The sequence below is a fragment of the Trinickia sp. EG282A genome, from assembly GCF_040965455.1.
Lineage (GTDB): Bacteria > Pseudomonadota > Gammaproteobacteria > Burkholderiales > Burkholderiaceae > Trinickia > Trinickia symbiotica.
This window is the reverse complement of sequence record NZ_JBFRCC010000005.1, coordinates 14,857-38,988: the sequence shown is the minus strand read 5'-3', so window position 1 is coordinate 38,988 and position 24,132 is coordinate 14,857. Positions and strand designations below refer to the sequence as shown.

The following is a 24,132-nucleotide window of genomic DNA, read 5'->3' as shown; positions in this document are numbered from 1 at the left end:
ATCCGTCAACCAGCCAGCACGCGCGCGACTTCGCTACCGAAGGCCTTGCAGCCGAACGTGCCGCCGAGATCCGGCGTACGCGTGGCCGGGTTCTCGAGCACCTTGTCGACATCCACTTCCATCGCCTTGCCCGCCTCGATGTAGCTCGGATTGCCATGGTGTTCCCCCATCCATTGGATCAGCATGGCCACCGACAGGATCATCGAAACGGGATTGGCCTTGTCCTGACCGGCGATATCGGGTGCCGAACCATGCTGGGCCTGCGCACAGCAGTGGGTATCGCTTGCCATCATCGAGCCGGCGAGCCCGAGGCTGCCCGATAGCTCGCTCGCTAGATCGCTGATGATGTCGCCATAGAAGTTGGTCGCCACCAGCACGTCGAAACGCTCCGGCGAGCGAACGAGATGTGCCGTCGAAGCGTCGACGAGCAGATCGTCGAGCTGCACCTCCGGGAAGTCCTTCGCCACGTCGCGCACGCATTCGAGAAACAGTCCGTCCGTCATATGGAAGCTGTTCGCCTTGTGAATCGCGGTGACCTTCTTCTTGCGCTTCATTGCCAGCTCGAATGCACGACGGGCAATGCGCTCGCTGCAATGCCGTGTGATCTTGCGCAGCGAGATGGCCATATCCGGGCTCGGCATCAGCTCCGCCCACCCTTTCGTCATGTTGCGATCCGGATAGAAGCCTTCCGTCGCCTCACGCATGATCACGAGGTCCATCGTCTTGCCCTCGCGCATGTTGGACGTCAGGAAGGGGCGCGTGCGCGCAGGCCGGACATTGGCATACAGGTCGAGCCCGATGCGAAACCCGGCCGACACGTTGCGTCCGCCCTTTTCCGGCGCGGGATAATCCGCATGCGATTGGGTCCCAAGAATGATCCCGTCGTAGGTCTTGGCCTTCTCCAGCACTTCATCGCGCAGCGTCGTGCCATGCTTCTCGAGGCTCACGAACCCGACGTCGTCGTAATCGAACGAGAGCTTCAGGCCGAACTTCTTGTTTGCCGCCTGCAGCACCGCCATCGAAGCAGCCGTGATTTCGGGGCCAATGCCGTCGCACGGCAAAACCAAGATACGCATCGCAAATCTCCATAAGGTGGCGCGCTGTGCGCCAAAAAGCCGTCAGTAATTGTACTTCATTAAACGTTAGTACAATGCTGGTTTGTTTGTTCCAGGAAGCACCACGATTCGACTCAGCCAAAGCGGCGCACCGCTGCGTCCCGCGGCCTAATGAGCGCACCCGTACCACGCTCGGCGCGCCCGCTCGGCCTGACCTATCAGCCTTACCCCTTGTCGACAGCGGGTTGTCGCGACGCCGAATTCTCGCGACTGTCCGGCCTCATTTCCGATCGGCCGACGATCAACACCATGATGCCGCTCAGGGCGAGGAACCCACCCAGCATGACGAGCGCCCACACGTATGAATGGGTCGCCTGCCGAATCCAGCCCGTCAGATACGGGCCCACGAAGCCGCCAAGATTGCCGAAGGCGTTGATAAATGCGATGCCTGCCGCAGCAGTCGTACCGGCGAGCATGCTCGCCGGCAGCGTCCAGAAAATGGTGTTGGACACCCAGAGGCCGGTAGCGGCCACGCATAGCGCAATCATCGCGCTCCAGGGGTTAGCCGCGAGGCTTGCCACGACGAAGCCGACTGCGCCCAAGAACGCCGGCAGCGCGATATGCCACTTCCTTTCACCTGTCTTGTCCGAGTGACGGCCGATCAGCACGCTCGCGATAGCTGAGAACACGTAGGGAATTGCGGAGGCCACGCCGACTTCGAACGTGGTGAGATTGCCGAGGCTTTTCACGATTTGCGGCAGCCACAATGTGATGCCGAAAAAGGCCAGTAGCACGCAGAACTTGCAAAAGGCAAAAGCAAGGGTCTTCCCATGCACGAAAACGTCGCGTACACGCGCGGGGCCATGGCCGCGGCTCTCTTTCGCCCGTGCCTCCTCGTTGGTCCTGGCGATCAGCCATTCACGTTCGTCGGGCTCTAGCCATTTGGCGTCTTCCGGCCTCTCCGTCAGCCAGACGAGGGTGATCGCGCCAATAATGATCGCCGGAACGCCCTCGATGATGAAGAGCCACTGCCAACCGGCCAATCCACCGAAATGGTGAGCGAAATGAAGGATGGCCGTCGAAAGCGGACCACCGATGATCACGGAAATGGGATTGCCCAACATGAACACGGTAATCGCCTTCGCTCGCTCCTCGGCCGGGAACCAGCGCATCATGTAGAAGACCAGGCCTGGGAAGAAGCCCGCCTCCGCTACCCCGATGAGCGCGCGCAGCGTGAACAGCGAGGCCTCGTTGAAAACGAATGCCATGAGCGTCGCCAGGATGCCCCAAGTGATCATGATGCGGGCAAGCCAGATGCGTGCACCGACGCGTTGCAGTATCAGGTTGCTCGGCACTTCGAACGCGACGTATCCCACGAAGAGAATCCCGGCCGCGAATCCATATGTGCTCGGAGACAGGCCGAGATCCTTGTTCATCTCGAGCGCGGCAAATCCGATGTTGACCCGATCGAGAAAGTTGATCAGGAACATCACGATCATGAAGGGGATCAAGCGTCTCGAAACTTTCGCCATCGTTCGGGCGTGAATTTCGGATTTCATAAGCCTAGCCTCCAGTGTTTTGTTTTGTGCCCTATCCCGGCCGCGGATTAAAAGAAGTGCTGCAAGCCGACGCCCACCATCGTTTGATGATTGGTTTTGGCGTCCGAGGGAGAAAGGGTGTAGATCTGTGCCGAATAGCCGTGCTTCGCGCGCTGGTAGTCGACCGTCGCGTAGACGTTCGTCGCCTTCGATAGCGCATAGAGCGTCGTGAAGCCAACCTGATTGCGCGTGCCCTGCATGATCACGTTCTTCTTTTCGTTGTTCGGCTTCGAATAGAAGTACCCGGCTGCAACCGAAAACGCGGGCGTGATCAGGTATTGAGCGCCGAACTCGATCGTATCGACTCGATCGCCGGTCGCAGTCCATCGGGCGTTCGTGTACATGGTCGACACGCGAATCGGCCCGAACTGGTAGCGCGCGCCCGCGCCATACGTCCGATAGCTGCTGAGAAAGTTGGCTTCCTTGAGATTCGTCCAAACGGCGTTCGCGAGCAGTCCGCCGTTCTCGTACTTCAATCCGAAGCTTTCCGTGCTCCCGTTGGAAAACGCACCGGCCTGACCTCCGAAACCGTACAACGCGCCCAGTGTGAAGCCGGCAAGCGGCGCACTGGTCAGTTTTGCCGAATTATCGACGCGCGCCCCGCCGATGCGATCGAAGTCCGTCGTGCTGCCATTGTTGCCAAGCAGCGTGTTCGCGGTGCCGGGACGGTGCATGAACGATCCCACGTAGTTGGAGACCGCGATGGAGGCAAAGTCGTACATGAAGTCGTATTGACGCCCCATGCTCAGCGTCGCCCACGGCGATCTGAGGCCGACCCAGGCCATGCGGCCGAAGATGCGCGTGACGGCGGCAGTCGTCCCCGACGCATTCGTTCCTTGCCCGAACGTACCGTTGTTCCCGTTGAAACCGTTCTCGAGCTGAAACACGGCTTGCCACCCGCCGCCCAGGTCCTCATTGCCACGAAGACCGAAGCGATTGCCGTTGAACATGCCACTGGTTTCCTGCGTCTGCGCATGTCCCCCGACGTTACTGGCGCGCTGAATCCCGATATCGATGATGCCGTACAGCGTGACGCTGCTTTGTGCGTATGCGCCATTCGCAAACAGACATCCCGCGGTTGCGCCCAAACCGATCAGCAAGTGCCGCATCTCCAAATCTCCGTTTGCTCCGTTTTGTTCTTTCTTAACACTACGTACAATTTACGGCGTGCGAACGCGCGAACGACGCAGGCCCGGCGGCGCCATCTGCACGACAGGCGTCCACGACTTATCTATTCGTCATATGTACTACATTGCATTAACGTACAATGTAATGCAAACGACATCTACCTTTATACCCACGTAAACCCCACCTTTGGGCGGACTCCGATCGTATCGGAACTCGCACGCCGGACGGCGCGCGGGGAACATCGATCTTTGCCCCGATGCACAGGGGCAAGTCAAATCAGAGGTGCGCCTCGGGTACGATGCGCGCCGCCTGCTGTTCTTCTTTTTCTTCGGCCTGCGCCTTGATCTTGCTGACCACATCGAGATGCTTGCGCATGAACGCAGCCGCGTGTTCGCGGCCGCCGCTCTCGATCAGGTCGAGCATCTCGAGATGTTCCTTGCATTGACGGATGAGTCGGGTCCGGTCCGTCGCGGCCTTGTACTCCATGAACCGACGAAGCTGGTTTTGACGTTCGAGAGCCTCGATGAAAAAGCGGTTGCCGGAGCAGCGCACGAGCATTTCGTGAAACTCCGAGCCGTTCTTGAACAGCATCGAACGAGGCAGCTTGAAGATGTCGCCTTCGAGCATTTCGGTCTGAATCTTCCGGGCTTTCGCGAATGCGGCTTTGTCGATACGAAAGGTCGGCTCCAGCAAGGCGGCGGGCTCGATCGCCATGCGGAACCGGTAGCTCTGGATATGCGCCTCGCGATCGTGCAGAAAAGGATTGATGCGCCAGCCCTGGCCGGGCTTGCGGGAAATCATGCCCTCGTTGGCGAGGCGGGTGAGCACCTTGAGCAGCTGACCGCGCGGCACATCGAAGCGCCGAAGCAGTTCGGCCTCGTAAAACTCCTCTGCGATTTCTCCGCTGAGGCAGTCATCGGCGATCCGAAGATAGAGATCCTCGAGCGGGTCGACGCCGAACGGCAACTTGGCGATGTCGATGCCATGCGCATCCACGGCCAAAAAGATCCCGCGGTTGGGTTCCTTCACGACGAGGCCGTGCTCGGCAAGCAACGCCAATCCACGCCGGATCGGCGATCGGGATAGGCCGAGCTCGGCAGCCAACGCTTCCTCGCGCAGATGTTCCCCTGCCGGCAGTGAACGCGTCCGTGCAATGTCGATGATCTTGGCCGCGACCTGGTCGGCCAGCGCCCCGGTTGTCTCAGTTTTCATAGTCAACGATCTGGTGATGCCTGTTGATACCACAAATTGTTGCGTGATGAAAGATAGGACACTGGGTGCATTCGGCGCCGGCACTTCGTTCGCCAACTGCATTGGAGTCCGGTACGGGTCTTCCCGAACAGGCCTCTTCGTCAAACTGTACTATATTGCGCTTAAATACAATTTGAGCCGCAACCCATGACTCGCGCCCCTCGAATCAGCCTCGTGCATGCCACACCACTTGCCATTCAGCCGATCACTGAAAGCTTTACGCGTTGGTGGCCCGATGCGACGGTGTACAACCTCCTGGACGATTCGCTGGCGGCGGACCTGAAGCGCGCAGATGGCAACGTCGACGCAATGACCTCGCGTTTCTCGGCGCTCGTCGGTTATTCCCTGCGTACCGGCGCCGACGGGGTTTTGTTCACGTGCTCGGCCTTCGGCCCGGTCATCGAATCAGCCCGACGTGGGATCGACGTGCCTATCCTAAAGCCCAATGAAGCGATGATCGAAGAAGCCCTCGGATTGGGGCGCAAGATCGCGCTTGTTGCGACGTTCCAGCCCGCGCTCGCCCCAATTGCTCGGGAGTTCCACGACTTCGCCGCGGGAAACAAAACGGACCTTCAGGTCACGTCCTGTTTCGTCGAGGGCGCGTGGCCAGCCCTGCAATCCGGCGACAAGTCCACCCATGACCGGCTGATAGCGGAGGCGTGTGCCCGTCTGTCTGACCATGACGTGGTCTGCTTCGCCCAATTCTCGATGACGAGCGCGCATGCGGCAGCCGAGGCGGCGTCTCGACGTCCGACACTGACCACGACAGACAGCGCGGTGAAGAAGCTGAAAGCGCTCCTTTCCCGTTAGTCATTCCAACGATTGGCGACAAAAAGATCGCCATACCTTCGTTTGCGGGCACGCCGCATCATCAGGAGACACATTGTGCGATTTCCGATCGGCAAGGCCATCAAGCCGCTCTATGTCCAGGTTCTGATCGGCGTGGTACTGGGCATTGCATTCGGAGCGGCCGAGCCTGCGCTCGGCACCGACATGAAAACGCTTGGCGACGCCTTCATCAAACTCGTCAAGATGCTGGTGGCGCCCATCGTGTTCGCCACCGTGGTGACCGGAATTGCCAAGATGGGTGACATCAAGGCAGTCGGGCGCGTCGGCCTCAAGGCGCTCATCTACTTCGAGGTTGTCACCACGGGCGCGCTCGCCATCGGTCTCACCGTCGCGCATTTGCTGGCGCCTGGCAAAGGGATGAACGTCGATCCGGCTACACTCAATCTGGCGTCGGTCGCCGGCTACGCGAAGGTCGCGCAGGAATTGTCGCTCAAGGATTTCTTCATGCACATCATCCCCGAAAGCTTCGTGGGTGCATTCGTGCATGGTGACATCCTTCCGGTCGTCTTCATCGCCGTCCTATTTGGCCTTGCCCTCGCCCACGCCGGGCCACGCGCCGCCACGCTGATCAAAATCGTGGACGAGTTTCTCTATACGATGTTCGGCGTCGTGACGTTCGTCATGAAATTCGCGCCGATCGGTGCGTTTGGCGCAATTGCCTTCACTGTCGGCAAGTACGGCGTGTCGAGCCTGCTCGCGCTGGGTCAGCTGATGATGGCGTTCTATGCAACGTGCCTATTGTTCGTGCTGCTCGTGCTCGGCTTCGTCCTCAAGCTTTGCGGCGTCAACCTGTTTCGATTCATTGCCTACCTCAAGACCGAAATTCTCATCACCCTAGGCACGGCGAGCGCGGAGCCCGCGCTGCCGCGACTTCTCGAAAAGCTCGAGCGGATGGGCTGCGAAAAGTCCGTTGTCGGTCTCGTCGTACCGACAGGCTATGCATTCAATCTCGACGGCGTCTGCATCTACCTGACCATGGCCGTGATCTTCATCGCCCAGGCGACGAATACCCATCTGACGCTAGGTCAGGAGTTGGTGATACTCGCGATGGGGCTCGTTACATCGAAGGGTATGAGTGGCGTACCTGGAGGGGGATTCGTCGCGCTCGCCGCAACGCTTTCCGCAGTCCATGTGCTTCCTCTGAGCGCGATCGCGCTTTTGGTCGGTATCGATCGATTCATGGGCGAGGCACGGGCGATCACGTCGATTATCGGTAACGCTGTCGCCGCCGTCGTTGTCGCGAAATGGGAAAAGGCGTTCGATCCACAGAAGATGCGCGACGCACTGTTTCACCGAACCCAAGGTGCGGTCGACTCCGACGCGGAAACCTCGACATCCGGCCTCGCCACTGCCCGCGAGAGCCGCCCCCCAGCGTGAGGTCGTGATCACATGCGCGTCCGCGAAACATGGGGAGTGGGGCGCGTGTTTCACGGGCCTCAGCGCGCGACCCGCTTCGAACTCTGCGGCTTTGCCCGGCAAGATCTCGATGTGAACCATCTCGATGACCATCACGCTCTCCTCTTCGCTCTCCAGTTGTGAGACTTGGTCAGGCAGGCGGTGCAACGGAGGCGCCAGCAACGCCATGGCGGGTCATAGCTTCGCCTATAAAACCGCTCGCCTTCATTTCTTCGATGAAGTCTCCAAGGAAGCGTGCTGCGACCGAACCCCGGTCCTTGGGGATGCCCATCGCCTGTTGAATCACCATAAACGGCTCATCCAGCAAGCGCAGACCGGTAACATTCCGGGTCTCCATCTCGAGCACCTGCTTCACGCCGGCCGCGACCTCGAGTCCGTTATCGAGAAACGTCTTGACCACAACCTGTGACGACGCCGCGCGTACCAGCTTTGCAGCTTGGATTTCGCGGGTCAGGAACAGATCATAGGCAGTCCCGTGCCCCACTGCGATGCGATTCGACGCAACGTCAACCTGATCATTGCGCGTGATTGGCGATTCCTGACGAACGAGGTAGCGGCCCTCGATCAGGATATACGGCGCCGTGAACGCGATCCCGGCGCCGCGAACCGGGTCGATCGCAAAAAAACCAATGTCGGCCCGCCCCTCGGTCACTGCCTCTACGGACTTTCTCGCCGTTTCGAATATCGCGAATTCGAGCTCGAGTTGCAGCCGTCGGGCAAGTTCGTGTGCAAGATCGACAGATATGCCGGTCGGCGGGGCGTCGGCCGATTGCCGGCTTGCAAGAACCGGGTTGCCGAGATTGATGGACGCGCGCAATCTTCCGGTCGGAGCAAACGCACGAATGATAGATGGGTCGATATTCATAGAAGAGTCGTCGCGTCACCGGTGCGCCAGCGTGCCGGCGATCGCCTTTTGGAGAATGAGTGGAATTACGCCGCCTGCGCGCAACAAATCGACTTCGAGCGACGTCTCGACGGCGGCTATCACCGTTATCGTGTCACTGCGATCATTCGCGCGAGCGATCTTCACGCCGACCGAGCATCTAGGAAACAGTGCGTCCGGCTCTACATCGACCTCGATCATGTCGCCAGGAGCGATGTCCAGTGTTGAAGGACTGACGCCAGCGGGCAGGCGTAACGGCAGGATGCCCATGCCGATCAGGTTGGATCGGTGAATGCGTTCGAAGCTGACAGCGAGCACGGCCCGTACCCCGAGCAGGCGCTGCCCCTTAGCCGCCCAGTCCCTCGATGAGCCCATTCCGTACCGCTCGCCCGCGACGAGCACGACCGAGTGCCCAGCCTCTCGGTAGCGTTGCGCCGCTTCGAAAATCGGCATCACTTCCCCGCTTGGAATGTGAAGCGTGTGGGCTACAGGGGCGTCGGGCTTCAGGAGATTCACGAGCGTCTTGTTGTAGAACGCTCCGCGCACCATCACCTCCCAATTGCCGCGTCGGGAAGCGAATACGTTCAAGTCATCGCGATCGTCGCCTCGCTCCACCAAAAAATCGGCGACGAAACTATCCTTCGGAATCGCGCTTGCCGGTGAAATATGATCGGTCGTGACGTCGTCCCCCACCACCAGCAACGGATACGCGCGGTAGCTGCCAAGCTGCCCGGCTTCATCCAGCGAGGCAAACGGAGGACGCCGCAATATCGTCGAATCGGGGTTCCACGGATAGCGTGCGCTATCCGGCGAATCCAGCTCGCGCCATGCCGGGTTGTCGGCCGCCGCAGCGAAGGACTTTCGATAATCGCCTGGATCGGCCGCGACACGCAGGGCCGCGGCCACCTCTTCCTTCGTCGGCCAAAGATCGGACAGCCGGACCGCCCTGCCGTCCGGTGCCGTCTGCAATGCATCATGGCTCAATTCCAATGCCGCATCGCCGGCCAACGCGAACGCCACCACCAGAGGCGGAGACATGATGAAGGCAAGATCCAGGTCAGGGTGAACGCGCCCCGGAAAATTCCGGTTCCCCGACAGGATGGCCACCGGCCGGATGGCGTTGGCTGAGATTCCCTCCTCAATCATGTCTGTCAAAGGGCCGGAGTTTCCGATGCACGTCGTACAGCCATAGCCGACGATGTGGAACCCGACTGCAGCCAGCTCCGACAAGAGACCGGCTCGCCCGAGGTAGGCATTCGCGGCAGGAGAGCCGGGGGCCAATGAAGTCTTTACCCATCGTGGAACTTTCAGCCCAAGGCGCCGCGCCTTGCTTGCAATCAATCCGGCGGCAATCAGGAGTGCAGGATCCGTGGTGTTCGTACAGCTCGTGATGGCAGCGATGGCAACCGGATGAGTCGGCATACCACGGAGCGCTGTCTGCGAAGTGCAAGGGAATTGCGCGAGCGCCCTGCCGGTGTGCGCATAGCTCAAAAGATCCTGAGGCCGACGCGGACCCGCTACATGCATGCCGACTGCATCCAGGTCGATCTCGATCACGCGCGTATAAATGGGCTCGGCCTGAGGATCGAACCAGAAGCCCGCACGGGTACAAAGCGCCTCGACTAGCGCAATATTCTCGACGCTGCGGTCAGTGTCCCGCAAGTATTCGACTGTATTGGCGTCGACAGGGAAAAACCCCGTCGAAGCGCCGTATTCGGGCGCCATGTTGGCGACCACGGCGCGTTGTCCAGCCGTGAGCGTAGAAACGCCAGGGCCGTAAAATTCGACAAACTCACCCGAGACGCCGATATCGCGCAGTCGCTGCGTAACGGTCAACGCAACATCCGTGGCGAGCACGCCGGGGCGAACCGCGCCCGTGAGCTTCACGCCGATCACATCCGGAATGCGTTGCATGACCGGCATGCCGAACATTACCGTTTGCGCCTCGAGCCCACCGACGCCCCATCCCAGCACGCCAATGCCGTTGATCATGGGGGTATGGCTGTCCGTGCCGATCATCATGTCGGGGACCGCCCATATCTCACCTGCGCGCTCCTCCGTAGTGACCACGGTGGCGAGCTGCTCGAGGTTGATCGTATGCATGATGCCGGTACCGGGCGGATGAATACGCACGCCGTTCAAGGCCTTCGATGCCCAGCGCAGGAACCGATATCGTTCGCCGTTTCGCCGAAACTCCAGTTGAAGATTGCCGCGTGCAGCGTCAGGCTGCGCGAAGTACTCCACTGCAAGCGAATGATCGACCGATGAGTCAACAGGCATGACCGGATTGAGCACCGCCGGATCGGCTCCCGCCTCGGCGAGCGCATCGCGCATGGCAGCGATATCCACGAGGGCCGGCGTGCTCGTCGTGTCATGCATGAGGACACGCCCCGGTTGAAACGCGATCTCATATTCGCTGCTGCCACTGTCGCACCACCTTAAGATGGCCTCGACCGCTCGCCGGCGTTCGTCGCCCGCGGTATTGCGCACGACGTTCTCGAGCAGCAGCCGCAGCACGACAGGCAGCCGGAATAGGCCTTGTCCGAACATGGCGGGCAGATCGACGAAGCGATACGACTTGCCGTTCACGACCAGCACGGCCGGCGAAGGAGCGTAGGTGTTTTCCATGGGCTATATTTTGTATTTTTTGTCAATGAAATACAATGCCGTATAAACCCGCGAGGGGCGTGCAGATCGAGATCGCATGGAACCGTGCAATCTGCCGCAGCTCAATCGCAAGAGGAAGCCAGGAATGTTTGCATACGTGGGCTCACGTACGACCGTCGAGCGCAACGCACGAGGCGAAGGGATTAGCGTCTATCGAGTGCATCCCGACAGCGCGCTCGAACTCGTTCAACTCGTCACCGATCTGATCAACCCGTCCTTCCTAGCACGGAGCGTCGACGGGCGCAGGCTTTACGCGGTGCACGGTGACATGGCGGACATCACCTCATTTGCGATCGATCCGCACACTGGAAAGCTGACGTCGATGAACACGCAGAGCACGCGGGGTAAAAACCCTGTGCATCTGGCAATTGACCCGACCGGGAAATACGTGATCGTGTCCAATCACATCGGAGCCAGCCTCGCCGTGCTGCCGATCGCGCCGGACGGCTCACTCGAGGCTGTCTCGCAACTCTTGCCACTCGAAGGGCCGATCGGTCCGCATCGAATTGAGCAGACGCAAGCCAAACCGCACTTCAATCTGCTCGACCCCACAGGTCGCTTTGTCGTGGTGCCGGACAAGGGACTGGACCGTATCTTCGTTTTTCGGTTCGAGGGTGGAAAGCTCACGCCGACGCAACACGCGTTTATCGTCACGCGCGAAACGGCCGGCCCGCGACATGTCGCCTTTCATCCCCAAAACGCATATATGTACTGCGTCAACGAACTGGATTCCACGGTTACCAGTTACCGATACGCAGCAGACAGCGGCGCACTTATCCCGTTGCAGATATTGTCGACACTTCCCGATACCTATACGGGCAATAGCCGCGCGTCGGAGATAGAGGTCGCGCGAAACGGGCGTTACGTATATGCGTCGAATCGCGGGCACGACAGCATTGCGATTTTCGCGATCGACCAAGCATCCGGTCGTCTGAGCTTCGTCGATGCGGAATCGACGCGGGGACATACGCCGCGCTATATAACGAGCACGCCCGACGGCCGCGTGATGTATGCGCTCAACGAAGACAGCGACAGCATCGTTGCCTTTGCGATTGACGACACGACAGGCCGCCTCGCATACACCGGATGCACGACTAATTGCGGCAGCCCTGTGTGCATGGTGTTTTCGGGCCGAGACGGGTGATTGCGAATGCCCGGATATGCCCTTCAGGCAACCGCGCGATGCGCCAGCGCCAAGCGTCCGATCTTCTGCCCGCTCGCTGGCGCGAGCGGCGGCCCGGCAGGCGCATCATCACCTAAGTCAAACACCGACACAGCTTCGAGAAGATGCGCCGCCTATTCGATGTTTGGTTGGGCCAGCGATGCAAACGAACGCACCTCACAGGGTGACACATTACACGTTGGCTCCCGCTTCCTCCGGGAAGAGTGCAATGAAATCAAGCATCTGCTCGCCAAGCAAATTCACGTGCGCTGACATGGCCTTGTCCGCAGCGTCTCCGTCTCCGCGCTCTATCGCCGCAATGACCTCCTCATGTTCGTCGATAGTATCGATCCGTCGACGCGTTTTCTGCGTGACGAGCTTGCGATAGGTCGAGACCCTGTTGCGCAAGCTTCGAGTCTGTTCGGCCAGAAACTCGTTCTGGCTGGCTTCATAGATGACCTCGTGGAAGCGTCGATTAACCTCGTAGAACCTATCGATTTCGTCGGAATGGACGATTGGTTTCAACTCCAGTTGCGTCGCCCTCATCCGTTCGATCTGCTCAGGCGTAGCTCTCCGTGCTGCGAGGCGGGCGCACAAACCTTCGAGCTCGGCCATCACTTGAAACATTTCGAGAAGCTTACGAGCCGACAGCGCGGCGACCATTGCCGGTTGGCGGGGCCTCATCGTGATCAGCCCCTCGGAAGCGAGTTGCCGCAGCGCTTCGCGAATGGGCGTGCGCGAACAGTCAAAACGTTCCGACAGTTCAGTCTCTTCCAGACGTGATCCAGGAGGCAGCGCCCCCGACAGGATCTCGCCCTCCAAGGTTGTCAGGATTTCATCAGCGCGGGTCATTGTGTTCTCTCAGCGCAAGTCTGTATGCGGTTAGGCAGCCCTGATTGTCGCACGATTTGAGAGGACGCCCCAAAACCTACGCGGCGGCAGCCAAACCAGCAGCGAATGACTCGGCCACAGCGCGGCCTCCGTGCGCAACCTTTCGCTGCCCGATCTCTTTTCATGGTTTTCACCTATCCCCTCTCGTTGCTGCCCCCCGAGGCGCCTTGACATTGAGCGCTGGGAGGCAGGCGCCACCAGCGACTGTAAGGAAAAGCCTTTGCCTGACAACGGACTTTGGCATGTTTTGACAGCGAACCTTACAAATTCGCGCGACCGGCAAGGACATAGCTGCGACGCTCTGACCACCTGGTTAGGATGCATCAAAGCCGCATGTTGTATTTTTATCAGTGGACTATGTCGACATATAAGGTTAATGTTAGATACGTTGCATCGACATGTGAATGCCCTAACGTCACAGTGGCGAGGCAGCTTACGGCCAGCGATCGGCGATCACGGGGCGCCCCCCCAGCGCGGACCGAAGCAGGCACGCCGTGAAGTCACATAAGACTCGCGGCAATGCGACCGCGATGGGTATGGCGTTCGTCGTCGCCCACATTCGCGGGTTAGGAGATAGGCCGCTCAAGCGCGGCGCAGGAGACAAGGTTTGGACCAGATGAACAATGTTTTTCCCTACACGAAAAGAACGGCCGCGCGCCGCACGAAGCTCGCTTTGTCAGCGAGCGCCATTTGCATCGCCGGACTGACGGGAATACCGTCCATGACCCGGGCCGACGAGGTAGCGGAGCCTGCGACTAGTACGCCCGCTGCCAGTCCCTACCTGTCCGACTGGGTTCATCAGAGCATCGGCGTGGTCGGCTCGAAGGACATCCGCTTCGGCCCATACAAGGTTAGTGATGTCTATGCCGAGTACGAGTACTGGGGCCGAAAGGGACCTTTTGATCTGTACGGTTACGTTGATGTTCCGCGCACTTTCGGTGTGGGCAACTCGCACGACGGTGGCTACACGAACAAGGGCTCGCCTCTCTTCACGGAGCAGGAACCACGCATCTCAATCGACCATCTTGTCGGCCGTAGCCTCGCTATCGGCCCGGTGAAGGAATGGTACGTCGCCTTTGACTGGATTTACGATCAAGGTCACAACACGGCTGGCCGGCAGAACACGCTATATGCAGGTCTTGGCACCGATCTCGCGGCACCTGGAAAGATGTTTCTTTCAGCGAACGTCTACGCACGCCGGCAATTCGAAAACTACGGCGCGCCGAACGCAAACTCCTTCGACGGATTCCGCTTCCAGATGAAATACGGCTATCCCCTCGGGACCTACTGGGGAGGCAATCTGTCCTATTTCGGTTTCTTCAACTACGACTTCGGTTCACGCCTCGCCGAGCAAACACAGGGCGTTCGGAGCGACAACGCTTTTGTCGCTACGAACGTGCTGAACTACGAGTTCAAACACCTGCGCTTCTGGACCGCAGCCCGCTATTTCCATAACGGTGGACAGTGGGCGGGCAAGACACTCGACTTTGGCGACGGTCCGTTCGCGAATGCCTCCACGGGCTGGGGCTGGTATGCCTACGTTGGATACCGATTCTAAATTCACTCATCTTTGAAGGACGCATTGTGGAAGCTTTGCGCAGTGTATTCGGCATCATTGCTTTGCTCGTGATCGCTTTCGCGATCTCCAACAATCGCAGAGCAATCAACCCTCGTACGGTGCTAGCAGCGCTCGCGCTGCAGCTCGCGATCGGCGCACTCGCGCTGTTCGTTCCGCTCGGGCGCGACGCGCTGGGCGCTATAGCGCGCGGCGTGGGCAGCATACTTCAGAACGGCGAGAGCGGAATCGAGTTTATGTTTGGCGGTCTGGTCGGTCCAAAAATGTTCGAAGTGTTTGGCAAGGATGGCTTTTCCTACGCCCTCCGCGTGCTGCCGCTGATCATTTTCGTGACCGCATTGATCGCCGTGTTGTATTACCTGCACGTGATGAAATGGATAATCAAGATCATTGGTAGCCTGCTCGCGAAGATCATGGGCATCAGCTCGATCGAAGCCTACTCGGCGGTTGCCACCATCTTTCTCGGCCAACAAGAAATCCCCGCGCTGGTGAAGCCATTTATCAAGAAGCTCTCGGGACCGCAAATCTTTGCGGTCATGAGCAGCGGCATGGCGTCAGTTGCTGGGGCCGCGTTGGCAGGCTATGCCATGCTCGGAGTGAAGATGGAATACCTGATCGCGGCGTCGTTCATGGCCGTGCCTGGTGGCATTCTCTTCGGCAAAATCATCTGTCCGGTTATCGAGCCGAATCAGATCGAGGTCGACTCTCTTGAGTTCGACGAAAAGCGGGCCGCCAACGTGATCGAAGCGGCTGCAGCGGGCGGAGCCGTGGGAATGAAGATCGCAGTATACGTGGCCGCGATGTTGATTACTTTCATCGGCCTGATCGCGCTGCTCAATAACATGGTATCGGGCATTACGGGATACTTCGGATTCCACGACGTGACTTTGCAGTACTTGCTCGGCATAATCTTTTCGCCCATTGCGTGGTTGATCGGTGTGCCGTGGCACGACGCATCCATTGCCGGCAACTTCATCGGTGTGAAGCTCATCTTGAACGAGTACGTCGCCTACACCGGCCTGGCGCCATACCTACAAGCCACCACGCAGGTCATCGCAAGCGGTCTCCAGGTGCTCTCGCCGAAAACATTGACGATTGTCTCATTCGCTCTTTGTGGCTTCGCCAACTTTTCGTCGATCGCAATTTTGACCGGCAGCTTCGGTGCGATTGACCCAGAGGTGCGGGGACGCGTCGCCAAATATGGGCTTCGAGCACTCGCGTCGGCCACTTTGTCGAATTTGATGAGCGCGACCATCGCCGGTCTATTCGTCTCGCTCGCTGCAATGTAAGTAAACAAAGGCCTGCACCAATTGGACGCGTGATTGCCGCGTCCAATTCTCATTTGGCTGTCGTCACGAAGGTTGATTTTCGTGTCCCCGGCTCGCTCTTTAATAGGCTCCCCTCCCACATCGAACGAAGACCTTACCCCGAATGACCTCCGAACTGGCTCAAGCTCCTGCTCACAATGAATTGACGGAACTCGCCCTCAAGGCGTTGCATTTGATCGACCTCACGTCGCTGAACCCGGACGACACCGACGAGCGGATCGAGGCCCTGGTGACATCGGCAGATACTCCCGTAGGCACGCCCGCAGCCCTATGCATTTACCCACGCTTCATCGGCACCGCGCGTAAGGCATTGCTCGCGCGCGGTCTGAAGATACCGATTGCCACCGTCATCAATTTTCCGGACGGTAGTCCGGTGCCGGGCGCAGCCACGCGGGAGATCGCTGAGGCGGTGGCGCTGGGCGCAGACGAAGTCGACGTCGTCTTTCCCTACCGAGCGCTGATCGATGGAGATGCCCAAGTTGGCCGCGAATTGATCAAGCAAAGTCGTGCGGCTGCAGGCGGAAAGTGTCTGAAGGTCATCATCGAATCAGGCGAACTCAAGGATCCGCAACTGATCCGTCTGGCGAGTGAGATTTGCATCGAGGGCGGCGCCGATTTCCTTAAGACCTCGACGGGCAAAGTCCCTGTGAATGCAACCCTGGAGGCTGCACAAATCATGCTCGGGGCGATCCGCGGATCGGGCCGAATCGTTGGATTCAAGGCGGCAGGCGGCGTGCGAACCGCCGATGAAGCCGCGGCCTATCTCAAGCTTGCCGAGAGGATTCTCGGCCCGACATGGGTTACGCCGGCAAGGTTCCGCTTTGGCGCCTCAAGTCTGCTCGCGAACCTGCTGGCGACTCTTGGTCATGGCAACGCGCCGACTCAAAACAACGTGTACTAAAGGAAGGAGTATCAGATGTTCCTTGCTCAAGAATTCATTCGGAAAAAGCGAGATGGTCTGACGGTGAGTCCGGAAGACGTCACCGCATTTATCCAAGGGATCACCGACGGAAGCATTTCGGAAGGACAGATCGCGGCTTTCGCGATGACGGTGTTCTTCAATGAACTTAATGTCAACGAGCGGGTAGCATTGACGTTGGCACAGCGCGATTCCGGTACCGTACTCGATTGGTCTTCGTTCGATCTCAACGGACCGATCGTCGACAAGCACTCGACCGGTGGCGTCGGCGACGTGGTCTCGCTGATGCTGGGACCGATGGTGGCTGCGTGCGGCGGCTATGTACCGATGATCTCTGGTCGCGGTCTTGGTCACACTGGAGGGACGCTCGACAAACTCCAATCGATTCCGGGATACAACATCACCCCCGATACCCAGACTTTCCAACGTATCGTGCGCGAAATTGGTGTCGCGATTATCGGCCAGACTCTTCAACTCGCGCCTGCGGATCAGCGCATCTATTCGGTACGTGACGTAACGGCGACCGTCGAATCGATTTCGCTGATCACCGCATCGATCTTGTCGAAAAAGCTCTCGGCCGGCCTCACAGGTTTGGTCATGGACGTGAAAGTCGGTTCCGGTGCAGTAATGCCTACGTTCGAAAAGTCCGTAGAACTTGCAGCGAGCATCGTCGACGTAGGTAATGGCGCCGGAATGAAAACGACGGCGGTCCTGAGCGACATGAACCAGCCTCTCGCGCCGGTTGCCGGCAATGCGATCGAGGTGCGATGCGCTATTGACTATCTCACAGGGAAAACCCGCCCGAAGCGCCTGCACGACGTCACTATGACGCTTGCTTCTCAGATGCTCCAGGTTAGCGGCATCGCTGCTGACGAGCAGGCTGCGGTTGCGATGCTGAACCGCGCGCTTGATTCCGGTGCCGCGGCAGAACGATTCGAAAAAATGGTCAACGCCCTCGGTGGTCCCACAGACCTCATTGGCGCCGTCGATCGGCATCTTCCGGATGCGCCGCTAAAAGTACCGGTCCCCGCACCTCGAACCGGTTGGGTTCAACGTGTCGACTGCCGGGCCGTTGGGATGGCTGTGGTCGCTTTGGGCGGCGGGCGCATGCGAGCGGACGATGTGATCGACCCAACCGTTGGTCTTTCGGGACTTGCAGAGTTGGGGCAATTGGTCGAGGCCGGATATCCGCTCGGTTACGTCCATGCGCGCGATGAGGCTGCCGCAGCACGTGCCGTTGCAGACTTGCAGCGCGCGTATTCGCTCGGCGACGAACGTGAGCAGGCGCCACCAACCATTCATCGAGTTATGTGCCAATAGATGCTTGAGGAGTGAGCAGCCATGCGAGCAATCGTTCTAGTTTTGGATTCACTTGGTATTGGCGCAACACCAGATGCCGATCGCTTCGGTGACGTCGGTGCCAATACTCTCGGCCATATAGCAGCGCGTTGTGCCGGTGGTCATTGTGACGTCGCAGGCGGCCGGAAAGGTCCATTGCACATCCCTAACCTCGAGGAACTGGGTCTGGGGCTTGCGAGCCAACTGGCTTCCGGCCGTATCCCCGACGGTTTGCAGGTCGCCCCCGCTCTATCCGGCGCCTATGGCGCTGCATGCGAACGCTCGACTGGCAAGGACACACCATCCGGGCACTGGGAAATGGCAGGCGTTCCCGTGACGTTCGACTGGGGATATTTCAGTGCCCCGACGAACACCTTTCCGCATGAGTTGCTTGAGAAGATCGTGAGCCGCGCGAATCTTCCGGGCTACCTCGGCAACTGCCACGCATCGGGTACGGAAATCATCTTTGCACTCGGCGAGGAACACGTTAGAACGGGAAAGCCGATTTTCTATGCTTCTGCAGACTCTCTTTTTCAGATCGCTTGCCACGAAGACCGTTTCGGCCTGGAGCAGCTATATCGTCTATGTGAGATCGTCCGCGAGGAAGTCGACGCGTACAACATTTGCCGGGTCATCGCACGACCTTTCAACGGCCAGACGGCAGAAACTTTCCGCCGAACCGGTAACCGAAGGGATCTGGCAGTGCCGCCCCCGGCACCCACGGTGCTTGAAAAGCTCCATTTCGCTGGCGGCCAAGTCATTGCTATCGGCAAGATCTCCGACATTTTCGCAGGCGTCGGGGTGACGCAGAAACTGTTCGCGCATGGGATCGACGAACTCTGGGAAGTCACGTTGAATGCCGTCCGCGACGCACCCGAATTCAGCATCGTGATGACAAACTTCGTCGACTTCGATCAAAGTTTTGGTCACCGCCGTGATGTGGTCGGGTATGCAACTGCCCTCGAGCAATTCGACCGGTGGTTGCCTGATCTTAGAGCGCTGCTGCGAGATGACGATGTCCTGATACTCACCGCCGATCATGGCTGTGACCCGACCTGGCCCGGCAGCGATCACACGCGAGAACATGTTCCCGTGCTGGTCTCCGGCCCAAGAGTCCCTTGTCAAAACCTCGGCGTGCGGGAGTCCTTCGCTGATATCGGGCAGAGTCTCGCGGTGTGGTTCGGTCTGCCCGCCTTTCTCGACGGCCGCTCGTTTTTGACCGGTAGGGCGTGAGTGGGGACATCGGGTCCTAGGTACCCAACTTCTCCTCGCCCCTAACGTTGAGCGGCCGCACGCCGGCTCGTGTTCGCTCGCGCGTCAGTTCCTGCGAGGTACTCCAATCGTCAAACAGAGGCATATATGAACGAAACCGAATCTGTTATCGGTCGCAAGAAGCGACACGTCGAAATTGGTGCGACAGCACTACCGCGCTGCGTATTACTACCAGGCGATCCAGCGCGAGTTCCAGTAATCGGCAGTACGTGGGATAGGTATGAGGACGTCTCCTTCGTTCGCGAATATCGACTCGGCGTTGGCGCCCTCGGCGGCATATCCGTCGCCGCGTGTTCGACCGGCATCGGTGGCCCCTCTACGGAAATTGCGGTGCTAGAGCTTGCGGAGGCTGGTCCCGATACGTTCATCAGGGTCGGCACCTGCGCGGCCCTCCAAGAACATATCAGGCCGGGAGATCTAGTCATTCAGCACTCCGCAGTCAGACTTACCGGTACAGTCGACGCGTACGTCAACCGCGATTTTCCTTCGGTTGCCGATCTCCAGGTTACGAACGCGCTCATCGCAGCGTGCAATGAGCTTGGCATCAAATACCACGTGGGCATGACGGCTAGCGTGGATTCCTTTTATGGCGGGCAAGGCAATCCCCTGCCAGGTGGACATTCGATGACTGACCTCACAGGCCCTGCAGAGTATCTGCGGTCCCGAAAGGTTGCGACGTTTGAAATGGAAGCGGCGACGCTCTTCGTACTCGGCTCGCTCTTCGGACTTCGAACCGGAAGCGTCTGCGTAGTCGGTTCTAACCGGGTTACCAATGAACGGCTCGAAGTCGACACCGCAGTCCTTCCTGCCTGCACTGTCGCGTCGATGGCCGCGGCATCCCTCTCGCTCCGGTAGTTACTCACTGCGAATCATTGATACGGCTCTCTACAATACGCCGTAGGCCGGCCAGGCTACCTCGCAATTAAGGAAAGTATGAGAAGTGCCGGGCACACGTGTGCCCGGCACTCCTTCAATCGCGAACACTGCAGTCGGCCCAATTCGTTTTCGCTGGCGAATGAGGTTATGCTGCCGATGAAGCCGTAAGCATCCGCACAAAACGTTGCCTAAACGCGATCGTCGACTTTGAACGCCGAAACCAGTCTCGTCAGTTCCGCCGCCTGTTGTTTCAAACTATCCGCAGCCGCCGCGCTTTCTTCCACCAAAGCCGCATTTTGCTGGGTCGTCTCATCCAGCGACTGCACGGCATACTGGATTTGGTCGATGCCCGCGCTCTGCTCTAGGCTCGCCTCGGCAATCTCGCGCATCATCGCACTCACGCCTTGCACCTGCGCAACAACGTCACCCATCACCTTGCCGGCCTGGCTGACGAGCAGCGACCCGGTGCTCACTGTTCCCGCGCTGTGCTCGATTAGTGCCTTGATCTCCTTGGCCGCCTGTGCACTTCGCTGCGCCAGATTTCGCACCTCCGCCGCAACGACAGCGAACCCCCGCCCCTGCTCCCCGGCCCTGGCCGCTTCCACCGCCGCATTCAATGCGAGAATGTTTGTCTGAAACGAAATACTGTCCATCATGGCGATGATCTCAGAGATCCGCTGCGACGCCGCGCTGATCTGCTCCATCGTGCTAACGACATCGCCGACAATCTGTCCACCACGCTCCGCAGCATCCGACGCGCCGCTGATCGACTCGGCTGCGGTCGTGGCCCTCTCGGTGTTGTTTCGCACGACCGCCGTGATCTGCTCCATCGACGACGCGGTCCGCTCGAGATTGCTTGACTGCTCTTCCGTCCGTTGGCTGAGGTCCGCATTGCCCGACGCGATCTGCGTCGCCCCTGTCGCGATCGCCGCAGAAGACGCGCGAATCCGGTGCACGAGCCTGGACAACGACGATACGAATCGGTTGAATGCTTCGGACAACTGCCCGATCTCGTCCTGGCTATCAACCGTCATGCGGCGCGTCAAGTCGCCCTGCCCGCTGGCGATCTCCGACAGCAGCATCGCCGCGCGCCGGATCGGCGCGGCCACCGCGCGCCCGACCAGCCAGATCACGATCAGCGAGACACTCACTCCCGCCACCGCCGCTACCAACGTCGCACTCAGGATCGCCCGCGTCACCGGCCCGAGCAATTCAGCCTGCGGCACCTCAACCACCACATACGAATCCAGCTCAGGAACGAACGACGTCGCGATGAAGCGGGATCCGCGGTCGCCCACATAGCTCAGGTACGCATAGGGCTTGCCGGCCAGAAGCACCGACGACACATCGTGGGGCAGCCCTCGCTCATCCTTCAGGAAATGCTTGCCGTCCATTAGCGAAGTTTCACGGTGCATGATAATCGTCCCGTCTGAACGCACGAGATACGCCAATCCGGTTTCGCCGACTCCATAGCCCTTGATCGCCTTCGCCAGTTCCTCCGCGGAGAAGGCAATACTGGCGGCGCCGATTGGCGTCCCGTTAAGCTCGACGCGGCTGTTGATGAACATGAGGTCGACAGTCCCCTCGTGAGCCATGTTCACTTCGAATGGCTTGTGGGACGATAGGAAGCGCGGCAGCCACTGATCTTTCTCGGTAAGCTTCTGCTGCAGGCCGGCCTCGTTGTAGTAGTTGCCGCTCTTCAACGACGCCCAGCCCACGGATGTCGCCTTCTGCTCGTCCTTCACATTCCGCGCCAGCTGGATCCAGTTGCGTGCGCTGGCGTCGGGTTCTCCGTCGGCTTCCCATTGAAGCAGGAACGCATCGCGCGCCAAAGTACGCACTGCTGCGATCGGCCCGGCCATCTGACGCTGTACGTCAGCGCGAATGCCATTGACGGCACTGGGCAATTCCTCGCGGATTACGCGATCGCGTACCGCACCGCTGATCAAACGGACGCTCAGGCCGCTGGAAATAGCGACGAATACGAGCAGACAACTCGTCATGCTGACAACCAGCTTGTTCTGAATAGAAAGTTTGCGCCAGAATTGCATGTGCTTAGAGTTGCTCTTGATAACAGTTCGGTATGAGCTTGCCTGATCGATCGGCATGCCGTCGCAAAACCGCATTACTGAATGGGAATTCGGGATCTGCTCGCTCCGCGCAGCCGGTTCGCCACTTCAATCGAGCGTCTTGCCCATGTCCTCAACAACCTTCTTGGCATCCCCAAAGACCATCATCGTCTTTTCCATGTAGAAGAGCTCGTTGTCGAGGCCGGCATAACCCGACGCGAGCGAGCGCTTGTTGACGATCACAGTTTTCGCCTTGAACGCCTCGAGGATCGGCATCCCGAAGATCGGGCTTCCTTTGGTATATGCCGCAGGGTTCACGACATCATTCGCGCCAAGAACGATCGCGACATCTGCTTGGGCGAACTCGCTGTTGATGTCTTCCATCTCGAAGACCTGATCGTATGGCACTTCTGCTTCTGCAAGCAGCACGTTCATATGCCCAGGCATCCGCCCTGCAACCGGATGAATGGCGTACTTGACCCGAACGCCCATCGAGACAAGCTTTTGCGCTAGTTCCTTGACGGCATGCTGCGCCCGTGCAACCGCCAGACCGTAGCCCGGAACAATGATCACCGATTCAGCGTTGCTCAGCACGAATGCCGCATCGTCTGCGCTCCCGGTCTTGACGTTGCGTTGAGCTTTCGCGCCAGCAACATCGCTACCCCCGCCACCGCCTAGGCCACCAAGAATCACACTAACAAACGAACGATTCATGGCCCTACACATAATGTAGGAGAGGATCGCACCGGAGCTTCCCACAATCGAGCCCGCAATGATGAGCATGCTATTGTTGAGCGAGAAGCCAATGCCGACGGCCGCCCAGCCCGAATAGCTATTCAACATTGACACAACAACGGGCATATCTGCGCCGCCGATGGGGATGATCAACATTACGCCCAGCATCAAGCCAAGACTGATCACAAGAAAAAAATCCGCCCAACTTTGCGTGTCCCAAAAACTGACGACAAAAGCTATCGAGATGAGGCCAAGGAGCAGATTGAGCGTATGCTGCCCGTTAAATTTCACGGGCGCACCTTGAAAAAGCCGAAATCTAAATTTTCCGGAGAGTTTTCCAAATGCGATGATCGAACCGGTGAACGTGGCAGCACCGATGAATGCCCCGATCGCCAACTCCACTCGGTTTCCGCCAGGAATCGGTGCCCCGTGTGCAGTGATCTGAAACGCCCAAGGCTCTTCGGTCGCGGCCACAGCAATGAATACCGCTACAAGTCCGATCATGCTGTGCATGAATGCAACGAGTTCCGGCATTTTCGTCATCTCGACACGATATGCAATAACGGAGCCGATCCCGCCCCCGACAAGCATGCCGATCATTACCCACCCTAGTCCCAGTGCTGAGCCAGCGATCGACGTTATCAGGGCAGCCGTCGTGACGACTGCGATTGCCATGCCTGCCATGCCGTAGAGATTCCCGCGTACCGATGTTCTGGGATGCGACAGACCTTTGAGGGCATGGATGAGGCAAACGCTGGCCAAAAGGTAGAGCAATGTGACAAGGTTCATTGACATCTCTTAGTTCTCCTCTTCTCTCGTTCCCGTCTTTCGCTCTTTCTTCCTAAACATCTCGAGCATGCGCCGAGTTACGAGGAATCCACCGAACATGTTCACCGATGCCAGCGCCACTGCCAGCACGCCCATCGTTTTGCCAAGCGGAGTGACGGTCAGGGCTGCCGCGAACATTGCACCCACGATGACGATTGCTGATACAGCGTTGGTTACCGCCATCAGCGGCGTGTGGAGTGCCGGGGTAACATTCCACACGACGTGGTAGCCGACGTAGATTGCCAGCACCAGGATAATGATGTTGATGATTAGATGCGATACCAGTTCCAC

19 protein-coding genes are annotated in these 24,132 nt (G+C 59.0%); 9 read left to right on the top strand and 10 right to left on the bottom strand.

Annotation, left to right across the window (positions count from 1 at the left end):
- Positions 1-5: 5 nt before the first annotated feature.
- The 4 genes from AB4Y31_RS23020 to AB4Y31_RS23005 form a co-directional block, all read right to left on the bottom strand.
- Positions 6-1,076, bottom strand: a complete 1,071-nt coding sequence (locus tag AB4Y31_RS23020) for an isocitrate/isopropylmalate dehydrogenase family protein (protein WP_368675986.1) — start codon at positions 1,074-1,076, stop codon at positions 6-8.
- A 203-nt stretch (positions 1,077-1,279) separates the two neighbouring features.
- Complete coding sequence (locus AB4Y31_RS23015; RefSeq protein WP_368675985.1) at positions 1,280-2,614, bottom strand: MFS transporter; 1,335 nt, start codon at positions 2,612-2,614, stop codon at positions 1,280-1,282.
- 47 nt (positions 2,615-2,661) lie between these two features.
- Positions 2,662-3,762: a porin gene (locus tag AB4Y31_RS23010; RefSeq protein ID WP_368675984.1), complete on the bottom strand. Its 1,101-nt coding sequence runs from the start codon at positions 3,760-3,762 to the stop codon at positions 2,662-2,664.
- Between the two features lie 295 nt (positions 3,763-4,057).
- Entirely contained in the window at positions 4,058-4,993 is a 936-nt protein-coding gene (locus AB4Y31_RS23005; protein WP_107152592.1) for a GntR family transcriptional regulator, read from the bottom strand.
- Positions 4,994-5,179: 186 nt separating this feature from the next.
- Between AB4Y31_RS23005 and AB4Y31_RS23000 the strand changes: the two genes are divergently transcribed.
- The gene (locus AB4Y31_RS23000; protein ID WP_368675983.1) at positions 5,180-5,842 is read left to right on the top strand and encodes an aspartate/glutamate racemase family protein; all 663 of its coding nucleotides are present in this window, start codon (positions 5,180-5,182) and stop codon (positions 5,840-5,842) included.
- Between the two features lie 75 nt (positions 5,843-5,917).
- Positions 5,918-7,258: a C4-dicarboxylate transporter DctA gene (dctA, locus tag AB4Y31_RS22995; RefSeq protein WP_368675982.1), complete on the top strand. Its 1,341-nt coding sequence runs from the start codon at positions 5,918-5,920 to the stop codon at positions 7,256-7,258.
- Between the two features lie 169 nt (positions 7,259-7,427).
- On the opposite strand, the gene AB4Y31_RS22990 is transcribed toward dctA, so the two are convergent.
- Together AB4Y31_RS22990 and acnA are read right to left on the bottom strand one after the other, a co-directional pair.
- Positions 7,428-8,162 (bottom strand): transporter substrate-binding domain-containing protein, encoded by a 735-nt coding sequence (locus tag AB4Y31_RS22990; protein WP_368675981.1) that lies wholly within the window; start codon positions 8,160-8,162, stop codon positions 7,428-7,430.
- A gap of 15 nt (positions 8,163-8,177) precedes the next feature.
- The gene (acnA, locus tag AB4Y31_RS22985; protein WP_368675980.1) at positions 8,178-10,808 is read right to left on the bottom strand and encodes an aconitate hydratase AcnA; all 2,631 of its coding nucleotides are present in this window, start codon (positions 10,806-10,808) and stop codon (positions 8,178-8,180) included.
- 124 nt (positions 10,809-10,932) lie between these two features.
- Between acnA and AB4Y31_RS22980 the strand changes: the two genes are divergently transcribed.
- Positions 10,933-11,991 (top strand): lactonase family protein, encoded by a 1,059-nt coding sequence (locus AB4Y31_RS22980; RefSeq protein ID WP_368675979.1) that lies wholly within the window; start codon positions 10,933-10,935, stop codon positions 11,989-11,991.
- A 210-nt stretch (positions 11,992-12,201) separates the two neighbouring features.
- Here the strand turns inward: AB4Y31_RS22980 and AB4Y31_RS22975 are convergent, their stop codons facing one another.
- On the bottom strand, positions 12,202-12,861 hold the full coding sequence (locus tag AB4Y31_RS22975) for a GntR family transcriptional regulator (RefSeq protein ID WP_368675978.1): 660 nt from the start codon (positions 12,859-12,861) through the stop codon (positions 12,202-12,204).
- 655 nt (positions 12,862-13,516) lie between these two features.
- Between AB4Y31_RS22975 and tsx the strand changes: the two genes are divergently transcribed.
- The 6 genes from tsx to AB4Y31_RS22945 all read left to right on the top strand — a co-directional run bounded on the left by tsx (position 13,517) and on the right by AB4Y31_RS22945 (position 20,188).
- The gene (tsx, locus tag AB4Y31_RS22970) at positions 13,517-14,458 is read left to right on the top strand and encodes a nucleoside-specific channel-forming protein Tsx (RefSeq protein WP_368676576.1); all 942 of its coding nucleotides are present in this window, start codon (positions 13,517-13,519) and stop codon (positions 14,456-14,458) included.
- Positions 14,459-14,484: 26 nt separating this feature from the next.
- Complete coding sequence (locus AB4Y31_RS22965; RefSeq protein WP_368675977.1) at positions 14,485-15,765, top strand: NupC/NupG family nucleoside CNT transporter; 1,281 nt, start codon at positions 14,485-14,487, stop codon at positions 15,763-15,765.
- 142 nt (positions 15,766-15,907) lie between these two features.
- Positions 15,908-16,705: a deoxyribose-phosphate aldolase gene (gene deoC, locus AB4Y31_RS22960; protein ID WP_368675976.1), complete on the top strand. Its 798-nt coding sequence runs from the start codon at positions 15,908-15,910 to the stop codon at positions 16,703-16,705.
- 15 nt (positions 16,706-16,720) lie between these two features.
- The gene (gene deoA / locus AB4Y31_RS22955; protein ID WP_368675975.1) at positions 16,721-18,043 is read left to right on the top strand and encodes a thymidine phosphorylase; all 1,323 of its coding nucleotides are present in this window, start codon (positions 16,721-16,723) and stop codon (positions 18,041-18,043) included.
- Positions 18,044-18,064: 21 nt separating this feature from the next.
- The gene (locus AB4Y31_RS22950; protein ID WP_368675974.1) at positions 18,065-19,294 is read left to right on the top strand and encodes a phosphopentomutase; all 1,230 of its coding nucleotides are present in this window, start codon (positions 18,065-18,067) and stop codon (positions 19,292-19,294) included.
- Positions 19,295-19,420: 126 nt separating this feature from the next.
- Positions 19,421-20,188, top strand: a complete 768-nt coding sequence (locus tag AB4Y31_RS22945) for a nucleoside phosphorylase (RefSeq protein WP_368675973.1) — start codon at positions 19,421-19,423, stop codon at positions 20,186-20,188.
- 209 nt (positions 20,189-20,397) lie between these two features.
- Here the strand turns inward: AB4Y31_RS22945 and AB4Y31_RS22940 are convergent, their stop codons facing one another.
- The 3 genes from AB4Y31_RS22940 to AB4Y31_RS22930 form a co-directional block, all read right to left on the bottom strand.
- Positions 20,398-22,260, bottom strand: coding sequence for a methyl-accepting chemotaxis protein (locus AB4Y31_RS22940; RefSeq protein WP_368676575.1), 1,863 nt, complete (start codon positions 22,258-22,260; stop codon positions 20,398-20,400).
- A gap of 126 nt (positions 22,261-22,386) precedes the next feature.
- Positions 22,387-23,808: an NAD(P)(+) transhydrogenase (Re/Si-specific) subunit beta gene (locus AB4Y31_RS22935; protein ID WP_368675972.1), complete on the bottom strand. Its 1,422-nt coding sequence runs from the start codon at positions 23,806-23,808 to the stop codon at positions 22,387-22,389.
- Between the two features lie 3 nt (positions 23,809-23,811).
- The gene (locus tag AB4Y31_RS22930; protein WP_102607046.1) at positions 23,812-24,132 is read right to left on the bottom strand and encodes an NAD(P) transhydrogenase subunit alpha; all 321 of its coding nucleotides are present in this window, start codon (positions 24,130-24,132) and stop codon (positions 23,812-23,814) included.